Source organism: Serratia rubidaea (assembly GCF_016026735.1).
GTDB lineage: Bacteria > Pseudomonadota > Gammaproteobacteria > Enterobacterales > Enterobacteriaceae > Serratia_B > Serratia_B rubidaea.
The window spans coordinates 2995757-3011224 of the sequence record NZ_CP065640.1 but is presented as its reverse complement, the minus strand read 5'-3'; the positions used below and the strand labels follow the sequence as shown (position 1 = coordinate 3011224).

Annotated in this window: 17 protein-coding genes; 13 read left to right on the top strand and 4 right to left on the bottom strand. The window is 60.1% G+C overall.

Going from position 1 to position 15468, the window contains the following annotated elements:
- Positions 1-87 precede the first annotated feature (87 nt).
- Positions 88-852: a DNA-binding transcriptional repressor YgbI gene (gene ygbI / locus I6G83_RS14165; RefSeq protein WP_054304928.1), complete on the bottom strand. Its 765-nt coding sequence runs from the start codon at positions 850-852 to the stop codon at positions 88-90.
- A gap of 266 nt (positions 853-1118) precedes the next feature.
- Here ygbI and ltnD point away from each other — a divergent pair, with 266 nt between their 5' ends.
- From ltnD to I6G83_RS14135, 6 genes are all read left to right on the top strand, one after another.
- The gene (ltnD, locus tag I6G83_RS14160; protein ID WP_054304929.1) at positions 1119-2033 is read left to right on the top strand and encodes an L-threonate dehydrogenase; all 915 of its coding nucleotides are present in this window, start codon (positions 1119-1121) and stop codon (positions 2031-2033) included.
- Entirely contained in the window at positions 2033-3292 is a 1260-nt protein-coding gene (gene otnK / locus I6G83_RS14155) for a 3-oxo-tetronate kinase (protein ID WP_082394630.1), read from the top strand. Before ltnD ends, otnK begins: the two co-directional genes overlap by 1 nt.
- Positions 3289-3921: a 3-oxo-tetronate 4-phosphate decarboxylase gene (otnC, locus tag I6G83_RS14150; protein WP_015671574.1), complete on the top strand. Its 633-nt coding sequence runs from the start codon at positions 3289-3291 to the stop codon at positions 3919-3921. Before otnK ends, otnC begins: the two co-directional genes overlap by 4 nt.
- Before the next feature lie 2 nt (positions 3922-3923).
- A complete protein-coding gene (locus tag I6G83_RS14145) occupies positions 3924-4700 on the top strand; it encodes an HPr family phosphocarrier protein (protein ID WP_054304931.1) in 777 nt (258 codons plus the stop codon).
- 121 nt (positions 4701-4821) lie between these two features.
- On the top strand, positions 4822-6180 hold the full coding sequence (locus tag I6G83_RS14140) for a GntP family transporter (RefSeq protein ID WP_054304932.1): 1359 nt from the start codon (positions 4822-4824) through the stop codon (positions 6178-6180).
- Between the two features lie 72 nt (positions 6181-6252).
- Positions 6253-6792, top strand: a complete 540-nt coding sequence (locus I6G83_RS14135; protein WP_054304933.1) for a GNAT family N-acetyltransferase — start codon at positions 6253-6255, stop codon at positions 6790-6792.
- An 84-nt stretch (positions 6793-6876) separates the two neighbouring features.
- Here I6G83_RS14135 and ompX read toward each other — a convergent pair whose 3' ends face one another.
- Complete coding sequence (ompX, locus tag I6G83_RS14130) at positions 6877-7395, bottom strand: outer membrane protein OmpX (RefSeq protein WP_015671570.1); 519 nt, start codon at positions 7393-7395, stop codon at positions 6877-6879.
- Between the two features lie 398 nt (positions 7396-7793).
- On the opposite strand from ompX, the gene rhtA reads away from it, so the two are divergent.
- Both rhtA and nanQ read left to right on the top strand, forming a co-directional pair.
- On the top strand, positions 7794-8681 hold the full coding sequence (rhtA, locus tag I6G83_RS14125) for a threonine/homoserine exporter RhtA (RefSeq protein WP_054304934.1): 888 nt from the start codon (positions 7794-7796) through the stop codon (positions 8679-8681).
- Between the two features lie 91 nt (positions 8682-8772).
- Positions 8773-9246, top strand: coding sequence for an N-acetylneuraminate anomerase (gene nanQ / locus I6G83_RS14120; RefSeq protein WP_054304935.1), 474 nt, complete (start codon positions 8773-8775; stop codon positions 9244-9246).
- A gap of 47 nt (positions 9247-9293) precedes the next feature.
- On the opposite strand, the gene I6G83_RS14115 is transcribed toward nanQ, so the two are convergent.
- Positions 9294-10502, bottom strand: coding sequence for an aldose 1-epimerase family protein (locus tag I6G83_RS14115; RefSeq protein ID WP_054304936.1), 1209 nt, complete (start codon positions 10500-10502; stop codon positions 9294-9296).
- A 603-nt stretch (positions 10503-11105) separates the two neighbouring features.
- Between I6G83_RS14115 and dps the strand changes: the two genes are divergently transcribed.
- The 5 genes from dps (at position 11106) to glnQ (ending at position 14533) form a co-directional block, all read left to right on the top strand.
- Positions 11106-11609 (top strand): DNA starvation/stationary phase protection protein Dps, encoded by a 504-nt coding sequence (gene dps, locus I6G83_RS14110; RefSeq protein WP_054304937.1) that lies wholly within the window; start codon positions 11106-11108, stop codon positions 11607-11609.
- 88 nt (positions 11610-11697) lie between these two features.
- A complete protein-coding gene (locus tag I6G83_RS14105; RefSeq protein WP_015671565.1) occupies positions 11698-11964 on the top strand; it encodes a DksA/TraR family C4-type zinc finger protein in 267 nt (88 codons plus the stop codon).
- Positions 11965-12307: 343 nt separating this feature from the next.
- Positions 12308-13048 carry a glutamine ABC transporter substrate-binding protein GlnH gene (gene glnH / locus I6G83_RS14100; protein ID WP_015671564.1) on the top strand — a complete coding sequence of 247 codons (741 nt, stop codon included), beginning with the start codon at positions 12308-12310 and terminating at the stop codon, positions 13046-13048.
- 106 nt (positions 13049-13154) lie between these two features.
- Positions 13155-13814, top strand: a complete 660-nt coding sequence (gene glnP / locus I6G83_RS14095; protein WP_015671563.1) for a glutamine ABC transporter permease GlnP — start codon at positions 13155-13157, stop codon at positions 13812-13814.
- Positions 13811-14533 carry a glutamine ABC transporter ATP-binding protein GlnQ gene (gene glnQ / locus I6G83_RS14090; protein WP_015671562.1) on the top strand — a complete coding sequence of 241 codons (723 nt, stop codon included), beginning with the start codon at positions 13811-13813 and terminating at the stop codon, positions 14531-14533. The genes glnP and glnQ overlap by 4 nt, the downstream gene beginning before the upstream one ends.
- A 50-nt stretch (positions 14534-14583) precedes the next feature.
- On the opposite strand, the gene I6G83_RS14085 is transcribed toward glnQ, so the two are convergent.
- On the bottom strand, positions 14584-15459 hold the full coding sequence (locus I6G83_RS14085) for a LysR family transcriptional regulator (RefSeq protein WP_054304938.1): 876 nt from the start codon (positions 15457-15459) through the stop codon (positions 14584-14586).
- Between the last annotated feature and the right edge of the window lie 9 nt (positions 15460-15468).

Genomic DNA, 15468 nt, shown 5'->3' with positions numbered 1-15468 from the left:
GGAAAATGCGGCCGCGCCGGCCCGTATCCGCGCTGCCGCCGGCAGCGCGCCAAAGGTCGGGCCAGAAAGCACCAGGATATTGCCCGGCTATTCGCCGGTCATATGCAGAGTAATATTTGCCTGCTGAATAGCAGTCTGGGCGGCATCGGGCAGATAACTATCGGTAATAATGGCGTCAAACACCGCGATCGGCAGCGCCAGATAGGTGGCCACCTTGCCGTATTTAGAGGTGTCGCTCAGCAGAATGCGCCGCCGGCTGGCGTCGACAATGGCTTTTTTCACCGCCACCTTATCCTCGCTCGGCGTTGACAGGCCGCGCATGCTCCAGGATGAGGCGGAAATAAAGGCCAGATCGATAAACAGCTGGCGCAGCGCCTGCGCCGCAGCCTCGCCCACGCAGGAGCGGTTTTCCCGGCACACCGTGCCGCCGGTGTGGATCAGTTCGCACTGGCTGTTTTCCAGCAGGTAGGCCGCAATCACAAAATCATTGGTGACCACCGTTAAATCGCCGCGCTCGCCGATCTGCTTCGCCAGCGCCAGCGTGGTGGTGCCGGCATCCAGATAAATGCAGCTGTTGGCCGGGATCAGGCTGGCCGCCAGCGCGCCGATCGCCGCCTTCTGCTGGCTGAACATCCCTTCCTTATCCTGATGCGACGGCTCAATCGCCAGCCGCTCCGCCGCCTGCACCCCGCCGGATACCGCGATCACCGCCCCCTGCTCTTCCAGCTTCTGCAGATCGCGCCGGATGGTCATATGCGACACCGCCAGCCGTTCCGTCAGTTCGGCGATGCTGACCACGCCGCGCTCGGCAACCAGAGCCAGAATTTGTTGATGGCGTTCTACCGGGATCACAGGACTTCTCCTTACTGCTGATAATTATTGTGATTTTACGTCAATTTTCGTGCGCTGACAGCAAACGCCGCACAGAGGGTAAAAGTAGGTAAAAGCGATAACTTGTCAAATAAACAAATAATTAGCGCTTTTCCCCTGCAAATCCGTCGTTACTCACACAGTATTCATCGTTAATTTTTGTGAAGACGGTCACCTTACAGGCGCTTAAAAACGCTTACATTTAACACATGAGAACAAAATATCACTAAAATTAACACGGAGTCAGTATGACACAATCCGCCAACTACGCCGTCTGCATCGTGGGCCTCGGTTCCATGGGCATGGGCGCCGCACAGTCTTGCATCAACGCCGGCTTAACCACCTACGGCGTCGATCTCAATCCACAGGCACGCGCCGCCCTGGAGCAGGCGGGTGCCAAACAGGTGGCCGCCAGCGCCGATGCGTTTGCCGCCGAGCTGGACGCGGTGATGCTGCTGGTGGTGAATGCCGCCCAGGTCAAACAGATCCTGTTTGGCGAGCGCGGCCTGGCCGGCCAGCTGAAGCCCGGCACGCCGGTGATGGTCTCCTCAACCATTTCCGCCGCCGACGCCGCCGATATCGCCGAGCGGCTGGCCGCGCAGGGGCTGAGCATGCTGGACGCGCCGGTGTCCGGCGGTGCGGTGAAAGCCGCCGCCGGCGAGATGACGGTGATGGCCGCCGGCAGTGACGCCACCTTCGCCCGGCTGCAGCCGCTGCTCGACGCCGTGGCGGGGAAAGTGTACCGCGTCGGCGACGAAATCGGCCTCGGCGCAACGGTGAAAATCATTCACCAGCTGCTGGCCGGGGTGCATATCGCCGCCGGCGCCGAAGCGATGGCGCTGGCCGCCCGCGCCGGCATTCCGCTGGATGTGATGTACGACGTGGTCACCCACGCCGCCGGCAACTCCTGGATGTTTGAAAACCGCATGCGCCACGTGGTCGACGGTGACTATACGCCGAAATCGGCGGTGGATATCTTCGTCAAGGATCTGGGACTGGTGGCCGACACCGCCAAAGCGCTGCACTTCCCGCTGCCGCTGGCCTCCACCGCGCTGAATATGTTTACCTCCGCCAGCAACGCCGGCTACGGTAAAGAAGACGACAGCGCAGTGATCAAAATCTTCACCGGCATTGAACTGCCGCAAAAACAGGAGTTGCCATAATGTTGCTTGGCGTAATTGCTGATGATTTTACCGGCGCCACCGATATCGCCAGCTTTCTGGTGGAAAATGGCCTGTCGACGGTACAGCTGAACGGCGTACCGGACAGCGACGCCGCCGTCGACGCGCAGGCGGTGGTGATAAGCCTTAAATCGCGATCCTGCCCGGCAGAGCAGGCGGTCGCGCAGTCGCTGCAGGCGCTGGCCTGGCTGCAGCGCCAGGGCTGCCAACGGTTTTACTTCAAATATTGTTCCACCTTCGACAGCACCGCCCGCGGCAATATCGGTCCGGTGACCGATGCGCTGCTTGATGCGCTGGGGGAAAGCCAGACGGTGATTTCACCGGCGCTGCCGATCAACGGCCGCACCGTGTATCAGGGCTACCTGTTTGTGATGGATCAGCTGCTGTCCGAATCCGGCATGCGCAACCACCCGGTCACGCCGATGACCGACAGCAATCTGCTGCGGCTGATGGAAGCGCAGGCCGCCGGCCGCTGCGGGCTGATTGACGCCACCGTCATGGACGCCGGCGCCGACGGCGTACGCGCCCGCCTGCAGCAGCTGGCGCAGCAGGGCGTACGCTATGTGGTGCTCGATACGCTGAATGAACAACACCTGCTGACCCAGGGCGCGGCGCTGAAGGCGATGAAACTGGTCACCGGCGGCTCCGGCCTGGCGATCGGTCTGGCCCGCCAGTGGGCGCAGCCGGGCCAGACGCAGGCTCAGGCCGCCGGCGCGCCGCAGGGGGAGAAGGCCGTGGTGCTCTCCGGCTCCTGCTCCACCATGACCAATAAGCAGGTGGCCCGCTATCGCCAGCAGGCGGCAGCGCAGGCCATCGACGTGGCGCGCTGCATCGGCGAGGACGAACGCGCGCGCTATGCCCGCGAGCTGAGCGACTGGGTGCAGGCGCAGCGCGGCGATCTCGCGCCGCTGCTGTACGCCACCGCCGAGCCGGAGGCGCTGCGGCAGACGCAGCAGCAATACGGCGTGGACATCGCCAGTCAGGCGGTCGAGGCGCTGTTCGCCGCGCTGGTGCAGTTGCTGCATCAGGCCGGTTTCCGGCGCTTTATCGTCGCCGGCGGCGAAACCTCCGGCGTGGTGACGCAGGCGCTGGCTATCCGCGGCTTCCATATCGGCCCGTGCATTTCTCCCGGCGTACCCTGGGTGCGCGCCATTGAACAGCCGGTCTCTCTGGCGCTGAAATCCGGCAATTTCGGCGACGAAAACTTCTTTGCCCGAGCACAAACGGAGTTCCCGCTATGACGCATACCACCGAACAACAGGCGCGCGAAGAGATGGTGCGCCTCGGCGCCTCATTCTTCCAGCGCGGCTACGCCACCGGCTCGGCGGGCAACCTGTCGCTGCTGCTGCCGGACGGCAACCTGCTGGCCACGCCGACCGGCTCTTGCCTCGGCGAGCTGCAGGCGGAACGCCTGTCCAAGGTCAGCCTGCACGGCGAGTGGATCTCCGGCGACAAACCGTCAAAAGAGATCAGCTTCCACCGTGCGCTGTACCTGAATAACCCGGAGTGCAAAGCGGTGGTGCATCTGCACTGCACCTATCTGACCGCCCTCTCCTGCCTGCAGGGGCTGGACACCCGCAACGCCATCAAGCCTTTCACCCCTTATGTGGTGATGCGCGTCGGCCAGGTGCCGGTGGTGCCTTACTACCGGCCCGGCGACGAGCGGCTGGCCGAGGATCTGGCGCGGCTGGCGCCGTCCTACCGCGCCTTCCTGCTGGCTAACCACGGGCCGGTCGTTACCGGTAAGGACCTGCGCGCCGCCGCAGACAACACCGAAGAGATGGAGGACGCGGCGAAGCTGATTTTCACCCTCGGCGACCGCCCGATCCGCTATTTGACCGATGATGAAATTGCCGAGTTACGGAGCTGATGATGCCTAAATTTGCCGCCAATTTATCGATGATGTTTACCGAACTGCCGTTTCTGGAGCGCTTTGCCGCCGCGGCCGACGCCGGCTTTAAAGCGGTCGAGTACCTGTTCCCTTATGACTATCCCGCCGACCTGCTGGCGGAAAAGCTGCGCCGGCACGGTCTGCAGCAGGTGCTGTTCAACACCGCGCCGGGCGATGCCGCCGCCGGCGAGTGGGGTTTGGCGGCGCTGCCGGGGCGTGAAGCCGAGGCGCGCGCCGATATCGATCGCGCGCTGGAGTATGCGCTGGCGCTGGGCTGCCCCAGCGTGCACGTGATGGCCGGCGTGGTGCCCGCCGGCGCGGATCCGGCGGCCTATCGCACGGCCTTTATCAGCAACCTGCGCTATGCCGCCGACGCTTTCGCCCCGCACGGCATTAACGTGATGATTGAGGCGCTCAGCCCGCAGGTGAAACCGAACTACCTGTTTTCCAGCCAGCATCAGGCGGCGGCGCTGCAGGCGGAGGTCGACCGCCCTAACCTGTTTATCCAGTTCGACTTTTTCCACGCGCAACTGGTGGACGGCAATATCAGCGGCCTGCTGCAGGCGCTGGCCGGACGCTACGGCCATATCCAGATCGCCGGGGTGCCGGATCGTCACGAGCCGGACGACGGCGAGCTGAATTACCCCTGGCTGTTCGCCCAGCTGGACCGTCTCGGCTACGACGGCTGGATCGGCTGTGAATACCAGCCGCGCGCGGCCACCGACGCCGGGCTGGCGTGGGTCAGGCCCTATCTGTAACCGTTAACGCCAACCACACCCTATAACAATACGCGCGCCCGTATCGCCGGCTTCCCCGGCGAGCGCGGCGCCTGGACTTCTGTACCCCGCACAGACGGGGAACCTGCTTAAAGGCAACACCATGTCTACCACAATGTTACTGTTTATAGCGCTGGCCGGAGTGATGCTGCTCCTGCTGCTGGTCATCAAGGCCAAAGTCCAGCCGTTTATCGCGCTGCTGGCGGTCAGCCTGCTGGTGGCGCTGGCCGCCGGCATTCCGACTGGCGAAGTGATGGGCGTTATGACCGCCGGTATGGGTGGCGTGCTCGGTTCGGTCACCATTATTATCGGCCTCGGGGCGATGCTGGGCCGCATGATCGAGCATTCCGGCGGCGCGGAATCGCTGGCGCAGCGCTTCAGCCAGGCGCTGGGGCCAAAACGCACCGTCGCCGCGCTGACCATGGCGGCCTTTATTCTCGGCATCCCGGTGTTCTTCGACGTCGGCTTTATTATTCTGGCGCCTATTATTTACGGCTTCGCCAAGGTGGCGAAAGTGTCGCCGCTCAAATTCGGCCTGCCGATGGCCGGCGTGATGCTGACGGTGCACGTGGCGCTGCCGCCGCATCCCGGTCCGGTCGCGGCCGCCGGCCTGCTCGGCAGCGATATCGGCTGGCTGACCATTATCGGCCTGGCGATCTGCGTGCCGGTCGGCATTATCGGTTACTTCGTCGCCGGCTACCTGAACCGCAAGGCCTACCCGCTGTCGATCGAGGTGCTGGAGCAGCTGCAGCTGGCCGCGCCAGAGAGCAACGCGCCGATCAGCGATCGCCTCAACCCGCCGAGCGCCGGACTGATCGCCGCGCTGATTATCATCCCTATCGCCATTATCATGTCCGGCACCGTTTCCGCCACGCTGCTGGAACCCGGCTCCGGCCTGCGCGACACACTGTCGCTGCTGGGCGCGCCGGCGGTGGCGTTGATGATAGCGCTGGCGCTGGCCTATTACTTCCTGGCCGTGCGCCGCGGCTGGAGCCTGCAGCATACCAGCGACGTGATGGGCGCGGCGCTGCCGACCGCCGCGGTGGTGATTCTGGTGACCGGCGCCGGCGGGGTATTCGGCAAGGTGCTGGTGGAGTCCGGCGTCGGCAAGGCGCTGGCCGAGGTGCTGACCACCATCGGCCTGCCGCTGATCCCGGCGGCGTTTATCATCTCGCTGGCGCTGCGCGCCTCGCAGGGTTCGGCCACGGTGGCGATCCTGACCACCGGCGGGCTGCTGTCAGAGGCGGTCGGCGGGCTTAATCATCTCCAGCTGGTGCTGGTGACGCTGGCCACCTGTTTCGGCGGGCTGGGGCTGTCGCACGTTAACGACTCCGGTTTCTGGATCGTCACCAAATACCTCGGCCTGTCGGTCGCCGACGGACTGAAAACCTGGACGGTGCTGACCACCGTGCTCAGCGTCAGCGGCTTCCTGTTTACCTGGCTTTTGTGGCTGCTGATATAGCATACTGAATTCCTATTCTTTCCCCTGCGGACGCGCCGCGCGTGCGTCCGCACATTGCAGAGAGCAGGAACAATGAATTCACCCTTAGTGACCACCGCCCCCCGCCTCACCACCGAACGCCTGATTCTGGACGCTTACACCCTGGATGATTTCGACGCCATCGCGACGATGAGCGCCGATCCGCAGGTGATGCGCTATATTGGCGGCGGCGCCGGGCGCGACCGCGAAGAGAGCTGGGGACGCCTGCTGCGCTACCTCGGCCACTGGCAGCTGCTGGGTTATGGTTACTGGGCGGTGCGCGAGAAACACAGCGGCCAATTTATCGGCAGCCTCGGCTTCGCCAACTATCAGCGCGAGATCTCACCGCCGCTGGAGGCTCCGGAAATGGGCTGGCTATTGTGCAGCGCGGCCCAGGGCAAAGGCTACGCCACGGAGGCCCTGCGGGCGGCGCTGGCCTGGGGGAAGGACGCGCTGCCGGGCGGCAGAACGCAGTGCATTATCTCACCGCATAACCAGCCTTCAATCAGGGTGGCGCACAAGATTGGTTTTCGTGAAACCCACCGCGCCGAGTACCATCAGCGGACGGTGCTGGTGATGGAGCAGACGCTCTGAGCCGGATCGCAGGCAAAAAAAATCCGCCCGAGGGCGGATTTTTTGTCGTAAACGGCCGCCGGGGCGGGCCGCTAACGATAATTCTTAGAAACGGTAGCCTACGCCAACGCTCCAGATACCGATGTCGGTGTTGCGGATACGGCTCTGCTCGTAACCAACATCCAGAGCAACTTCCTGGATTGGGTTGAACTGCAGGCCAGCACCGTAGCTGAAGCCGTAGTCGCTGCTGCCGCCGCGACGAGAACCGTCTTGTGCGTTAGCAACGTTTTTACCGTAGCCCACACCGATCACGCCGTAGATGCTAGCCCAGTCGTTGAAACGGTAAGCAGGACCTGCAGTGATAGAGTTGTACTGAGCTTTGTTGTAAGTACCGTTCTCAGCGCGATCTTTCTCTACGTGAGTGAAAGAGCCGATCACACCCAGTGGGTTGTTGTCGAACTCGTAACGGTATTTCAGGTTGAAGCCGTCAGCTTTGTTAGCAACGCCTTGGAAATCGCCCTGAGCGTAGCCACCGGTTACGGTGCTCTGACCAGCGAACGCAGTACCTGCGGTCACTGCTAATACACAAGCTGCTACTGCTGAAAGACATGCAATTTTTTTCATAACCACCTCAAACGCGTTTTATTATTAAGTACATCCATTTGTCTATACGATGAAAATATAACAAAAATTAGCGTGAAACTCTGCCCCGATTTGAGTGTCTAACACTTGATATCGTGTAACAGAAGATTACAAGAACATTGTATCCGCTTCATTTCGCTTAATTTTCGGACGTATTCTATCCTCTAGCGTGACAAAAATCACCTATTTAATATCCAGATTTTTCTTAATAAAATGCGCACTTTTTGTGCTAACGCACCAGATTTACTTAAACAAACCGTTTAAAAATCGCCTCCGCACGCTTTTCGCAGACAGAACGTCGGCGATTCATTACACTGCAATCTGTCTCATTTTTCTCCGATCTCCCCCGTTGCGGGAATGCATAATTAAGGCTTAAAAGGATGTCTTCGTCGGTTTCTGCAAAAGCGTCTTCTATATTACTGCCGGTCTGTTTGCTGCTGGTCGCCATGGTGTCGATTCAGAGCGGCGCATCGTTGGCGAAAAGCCTGTTTCCCCTGGTCGGCGCCGAAGGGATCACCACGCTGCGTCTGTGCATCGGCACGCTGATTCTGTTTATCATCTTCCGCCCGTGGCGCATGCGTTTTTCCGCCGGCACCCGCCTGCCGCTGCTGGTTTACGGCCTGGCGCTGGGGGCGATGAACTATCTGTTTTATCTGTCGCTGCGCACCGTGCCGCTGGGCATTGCCGTGGCGCTGGAGTTCACCGGCCCGCTGGCGGTGGCGATGTTCTCATCCCGCCGGGCGATCGACTTCGTCTGGGTGGTGCTGGCCATCACCGGGCTGGTCTTTCTGCTGCCGCTCGGCGACGGCGTCAACAGCATCGATCCCCTTGGCGCCGCCTGTGCGCTGGGCGCCGGCGCCTGCTGGGCGGTGTATATTATTTTTGGTCAGAAAGCCGGCGGCGATCACGGTCCGGGCACCGTGGCGGTCGGTTCGCTAATCGCCACGCTGGTGTTCGCCCCTATCGGCGCCTGGCACACCGGCGCGGCGCTGCTTAATGTGGATATCCTGCCGCTGGCGCTGGGCGTCGCCATTTTATCCACCGCGCTGCCCTACTCGCTGGAGATTATTGCCCTGCCGAAGATTCCGGCGCGCACCTTCGGCACCCTGATGAGCCTGGAGCCGGCGATGGCGGCCTTTTCCGGCATGATTTTCCTTGGCGAACACCTGACGCAGGTGCAATGGCTGGCGCTGAGCGCCATTATTATCGCCTCCATGGGCGCAACGCTGACCATCAGGCCGAAACCACGTATTGAAAGCCTGCCTTAGATCATCGGATTGCGGACGGCTTAACTGTTTTTCGTCGATAAAATAGCCACAATAAGTATAGGAATTTTTATCGACGGAACGGAGAAGCTGAATGATCTTAAATAGTTTATTTAATCCCCGCTATGGACAGGGACTGTCTTCAGATCTGGCTGACATTCTGACTCAGGTGCGTCAGCAAGATCTGCCTAACCTGCCCCTGGGACGCCACGACATTGACGGCGATCGCATCTTTATGGAGGTGGTCGAACTGACCACCGAACCTGCCGAACAAAAACGCGCCGAGCTGCACTACCAGTATCTGGATATCCAGATACTGCTGAGCGGCGAAGAGCGCATCGACTACGGCCTGCCGGGCAGCGAGATCCACTGTGAGGCCTATCAACAGCAGCAGGATTACCAGCGGGCCGATATTCGCCGCCCGTGGCAGACGCTGCATATGACGCCCGGCATGTTCGTGCTGTTTTTCCCGTTTGAGCCCCACAAAACCGGCTGCCTGCTGCGCAGCCCGCAGCTGATTAAAAAAGCGATCGTCAAAGTTCACTATGAACAGCCGTATGATTTCTAACCCCCTCGCGTCAGGCCGGCCGTCACGCCGGCCTGACGCCGTCCTGCCTATTCCTCCGCAATCGGCTGTTCCCGCAGTTTGACCTCGCGGTCGCCCTGCAGCGCACTAACGCGCTCTGCGGCCTGCTTAACCTGCCGGGCGTTCTGCAGCAGGGTGTAGGTCAGCGTGAACTGCGTGCTCTGCCCCGGCGACAGCTGTTTGATACGCCCCTGCTCGCGCTCGATATGTACCGGATAGGCGTAATTGGTGCCGGGTTCGATGCCGGTGACATAGCCCTGCCGCTCGGTGTCGGTATTTTTCCACAGCGTCAGCAGCGGCAGCTGCCGGGTATTAAAGTCAATGGAGACGCCGCGATCGCCCTGACGATTGCTGAGCATCGCCAGCGTTTTTCCCTCGGCGTCGGCATAGGGCACAATATTGAACACCATCTCATCGAAGCCCTGGGTCGGCCCCTGATACTGCGACCAGTTCTTCAGCCCGGCGCGGGCATAGGCATTAAACGGTGAAATCTCCTTGATCGGCGCATTGAAGCGCGCCCCCTCTTCCAGCAGCGGTTTACCAAAATTGCTGTGGTAGATAATCTGGTAGTCCCGCGGATAGTCCGCACGGTTGGTCAGGCGGTCCTCAATGGTAAAGGCGCTGCTTCCCGGCACGTAGCGCAGCTCGGTCCAGGTTTCCAGATTGCTTTTCTTAAAGGTATTTTCCTTCAGCAAACCGCGGATGCGCACCGTATGCGGCGCCTGGTCATCAATCTCCACCAGCACTTTGGAAGCCGGCGTGTTGCCGGCGCGGCCGTGCAGCGTATAGAGCGTGCCGTCTTCAACGCCCGGGTGTCCGGTCCACTCAAAGCCGCAGCGCACCAGCATTTCATTAAAGCCGTCCAGCCAGCCCAGGCCGTTGCGGCTTTCCAGATTGATATAGGCCGGGTTCACCACCTCATCGACCGGCGAATCCCAGCCCAACCGCACGCCGCCGCCGTTAACATGCAAAATATCCATGCCGCGCGTCGGACTAAGCGCGATGGTCAGGCCGCCGGGACTGGTCAGGGTAATCACCTTGGAGCCTTCCTGTTTGCCGCCGTGCAGCACCTGCTGACGCAGGCTGAAGTCGGCGCCCGCCAGCTTCAGCTTGTGGCTGTCGGTTTGCCAGTTGCCCTGTTCAATGCCTTTTTCACTGTCGGTCAATACGATGGTTTGCGCGTTGGCATAGCCGGAAATCAAAGAGATAGCGACTGAAACTGCGGTTAGCGTCTTCATTATTCTGCCCTTGTGGTTAGCTGAAAGGTTTTAGCTAAAGCAGTGACAAAGTAGATTTTCACCGGCGCTGAAAATGCGAAGCGAGTCACTGTTCCAATCATGAGCCGTCGCCAAGGTTGCCAGACGTTATCTTCCGCAAACTTTATTGTGTATGTAAGTAGCCTGTTGCAGGTAAAGCGTGTCAAAAATCACTATCAAGCTGAACGGTGTCAGCGCGGTGTCACAGCCTGAGGTTGCCGCCGCACGCGGCACATAGAAAAGACCATCTCGAGGCATAAAAGCCCGCCCCAAGGGAGGCTTAAAAAACATCACCAGGGCGGTTAAAGACGGTGGAGAAATTTATCCGTTAATTATCAATACGTAATTAAACGCCGCCTCAAAGCGATGATTGAAGAAATAATCCCACGCCAGCAGAGTAAAAATAAAAATCCTTAATTATCAAACAATAACACCAACCTAAAAATTAACATTAATTTAACCTGCCCGCCTGCCACATAGCCCATACCTATTTAATCCATAGCCTTTATCAGCCAGTAAAATAACCCGGCGCTGCTATAATTATTTCGTAATAAATTTGGGACAACAATTTAAGAGGATATCTTTATGAGTACCGCAAAACTGGTGAAAACGAAATCTTCTGATCTGCTGTACACCCGCAATGATATGGATGAAAAAACCAAGCTGGCGACCATCAGCATCCTGAACCACCAGCTTACGCAGTTTATCGACCTGTCGCTGATCACCAAGCAGGCGCACTGGAACATGCGCGGCGCCAACTTTATCGCCGTGCATGAAATGCTTGACGGCTTCCGCACCGCGATTACCGATCACCTGGATATCTTCGCCGAGCGCGTAGTCCAGCTGGGCGGCACAGCGCTGGGCACCGTGCAGACCGTCAATGCGGCCACGCCGCTGCAAAGCTACCCGACGCATATCCACAGCGTGCAGGAACACCTGAAAGCGCTGGCCGACCGCTACGGCGTGGTGGCGAACGACATCCGCCAGGCCATCAGCGTCGTGGATGACGAAGATACCGCGGATATCTTTACCGCCGCCTCGCGCGATCTGGATAAATTCCTGTGGTTTATCGAGGCCAATCTCGAATAACCCCGGCCGCCTCCGGCGCACAACGCTTGAAATCGGCGAAAAAAACGCCATATTCTGTTGAGAAGCGTTTCACTGCAGGAGGTGGCTTATGGCAAGCGGATGGGCGGCAGACGGCGCGGTTCAGGATCAAATCGATTCCACCGTTGACGATGCCGTACAGCGCGCCCGGCAGGCGCTGGGGCACGGCGAAAGCGAGCATTACTGTCAGGAGTGCGGGGAAGAGATCCCGCTGGCGCGCCGCCAGGCGTTACAAGGCGTGCGCTACTGTCTGAACTGCCAGAGCGCGCTGGATAAAAAACACGCCGCCGGCAGTTTATACAACCGCCGCGGCAGCAAAGACAGCCAACTACGTTAATACCCGCCGGTCAGGGCCTCCTGACCGGTTTTTTTTGCGCTGCGACATCCCCTGCGTTGCGCCAAAAAGTTAGATTTAGTTATCAATATTGATGCCAAATTGTTAACTTTCGGTTGTTTTCTCACCAGTTTTTAGTTAATCATAAACCAACGCACCGATTGCAAGCGCCTGCACCTTAACGGGGCGCCGCGTGAGGGCGTACACATAATAACTCGCCGTAACGGCACAACATCACATCTTAACCCTTTGTTTTTATAGAAATCGCAGACGTGGCACGATTATTTCATAGCGATAATGCAATAAAAAAATGGGTCAACCACAACCTGTACAGGAAATTCCTCTCATGAAGTCACTGTTTAAAACCTCGCTGGCCGCCCTGTCGCTGGCCTTTGCCGTAAGTTCTCACGCAGCAGACAAACTGGTGGTCGCCACCGACACCGCCTTCGTTCCTTTCGAGTTCAAGCAGGGTAATCAGTACGTCGGTTTCGATATCGACCTGTGGGCCGCCATCGCCAAAGAGCTGAAGCTGGACTACACCCTGAAGCCGATGGACTTCGGCGGCATTATCCCGGCGCTGCAGACCAAAAACGTCGATCTGGCGCTGGCCGGCATCACCATTACCGAAGAGCGCCAGAAGGCCATCGACTTCTCCGACGGCTACTACCAAAGCGGCCTGCTGGTGATGGTCAACGCCGACAATAACGACGTGAAGAACGTCAACGACCTGAACGGCAAAGTGGTGGCGGTGAAGAGCGGCACCGGTTCGGTGGATTACGTGAAGGAGCATGTAAAAACCAAGGACCTGCGTCAGTTCCCGAATATTGACAACGCCTATATGGAGCTGGGCACCAAGCGCGCCGACGCGGTGCTGCACGATACGCCGAACATTCTGTACTTCATCAAGACCGCCGGCGCCGGCAAATTCAAAACGGTAGGCGACTCGCTGGAAGCGCAGCAGTACGGCATCGCCTTCCCGAAAGGCAGCGAGCTGCGCGAGAAGGTCAACGGCGCGCTGAAAACGCTGCGTGAAAACGGCACCTACAACCAAATCTATAAAAAATGGTTCGGTACCGAACCCAAATAATCACGTCTGACCGCGTGTTCATCGCACACGGCGCCGCCACCGCGCGGTCCGCCGTGTGCGGCTGTGTCTGATCCCCACCGTTGGGGAACACCGGGAGTAAAACACCATGCAGTTCGACTGGAGCGCCATCTGGCCCGCCCTGCCCATTCTGTTAGAAGGCGCCAAGATGACCCTGTGGATTTCGGTCCTCGGTCTGATCGGCGGCCTGATTATCGGCCTTGTCGCCGGTTTTGCCCGCACCTACGGCGGTTGGATCGCCAACCATATCGCCCTGGTGTTTATCGAAGTGATCCGCGGTACGCCGATCGTGGTGCAGGTGATGTTTATCTACTTCGCGCTGCCCATGGCCTTTACCGATCTGCGCATCGATCCGTTCACCGCCGCGGTGGTGACCATTATGATCAACTCCGGCGCCTACATTGCCGAGATCACCCGCGGTGCGGTGCTGTCGATCCATAACGGCTTTCGCGAGGCCGGTCTGGCGCTCGGCCTGTCGCGGCGTGAAACCATCCGCCATGTGATCATGCCGCTGGCGCTGCGCCGCATGCTGCCGCCGCTGGGCAACCAGTGGATTATCAGCATTAAGGACACCTCGCTGTTTATCGTTATCGGCGTCGCCGAGCTGACCCGTCAGGGGCAGGAAATCATCGCCGGCAACTTCCGCGCGCTGGAAATCTGGAGCGCCGTCGCCGTCATTTATCTGATCATCACGCTGGTGCTGAGCTTTGTGCTGCGTCGTCTGGAAAGAAGGATGAAAATCCTGTGATTGAATTTAACAACGTCTCCAAGCACTTCGGCCAAACCCAGGTGCTGCACGATATCGACCTGAAGATTAATCAGGGGGAAGTGGTGGTGATTATCGGGCCGTCCGGCTCCGGCAAATCCACCCTGCTGCGCTGCATCAATAAACTGGAGGAGATCACCCGCGGCGATCTGATCGTCGACGGTCTAAAGGTCAACGATCCGAACGTTGACGAGCGGCTGATCCGCCAGGAGGCGGGGATGGTGTTCCAGCAGTTCTACCTGTTCCCGCACCTGACGGCGCTGGAAAACGTCGCCTTCGGGCCGATCCGCGTACGCGGCCTGAGTAAAACCGACGCCGACCGGCTGGCGCGCGAGCTGCTGGCGAAAGTGGGACTGGCGGAGCGCGCGCATCACTACCCGTCCGAGCTGTCCGGCGGCCAGCAGCAGCGCGTGGCCATCGCCCGCGCGCTGGCGGTGAAGCCGAAAATGATGCTGTTTGATGAACCCACCTCCGCGCTCGATCCCGAGCTGCGCCACGAGGTGCTGAAGGTGATGCAGGATCTGGCCGAGGAAGGCATGACCATGGTGATCGTCACCCACGAGGTCGGCTTTGCCGAGAAGGTGGCCTCGCGGCTGATCTTTATCGACAAAGGCCGCATCGCGCAGGACGGCGATCCGCATCAGCTGATCAACCACCCGCCGAGCCAGCGTCTACAGGAGTTCCTGCAGCACGTTTCCTGAGGCAGGCTGCCACACCCGCGGGGCCGCTTTGCGGCCCCGTTATTTTGCCGCTAACTCCCGGCCCAGTCAGAGGTTGCCAGCAGCGTGCGGCGCATACTGTCAACGGCGGGCGAATGGCTCTCCGTCCGCCAGATAAACTGGGTGACGGCGCTGCCGGCGGGCGTAGCGGACAGCCCCGGCGGCAGTTGCAGCAGCTGCAGCACGCTTTGCGGCAGCAGGCAGCAGTAGTTGCCCGACGCGACGCAGGCCAGCATCGAGTGATAAGAGCCGACCGCCTGCACCTCGGGCGGCCGCTCCCCCTTCACGCCGGCAAGCAGGCGCAGGGCGATCTCCCGGTAGGTGCAGCCGTCAACGAAGGCGGCCAGTTTTCTGCTGGGCGCGGAGCCTTCCGCCGCCGCCGCCGACTGCAGCAGCATCAGCCGTTCGACAAACATCGGCTGGCAGGACAGCCCCTCGGGGCACAGCGCCTCGCCTTCCCCGTTAACCGGCAGCGCCACCAGCGCGCAGTCCAGCTCCCGGCTTTGCACCTTTTCCGTCAACTGGCGCGTCGGCAGCGTGGTAAAACTCAGCTGCACCGCCGGGCACGCCCGGCTGAAGGCCGCCAGCGGCTGCGACAACCGGCTGGCGGCGGCGCACTCCATCGCGCCAAACGCCAGCGCGCCGCCCGGATGATGGGGATGCAGGGACTGGCGCGCTTCCTCCGCCAGACTGAGAATTTTGTTGGCATACGCCAGGAATTTCTTGCCCTGCGGCGACAGCCGCAGCGTGCGGTTCTCGCGGATAAACAGCTGAACGTCCAGCTCCTCTTCAAGATGCTGAATACGCGTCGTAACGTTGGACTGCACCCGCCCCACCCGTCGGGCGGCGCGGTTAATGCTCAGCTCTTCCGCCACCACCCTGAAGATTTCCAGTGAAGTATGGTTCATCTTTCATTC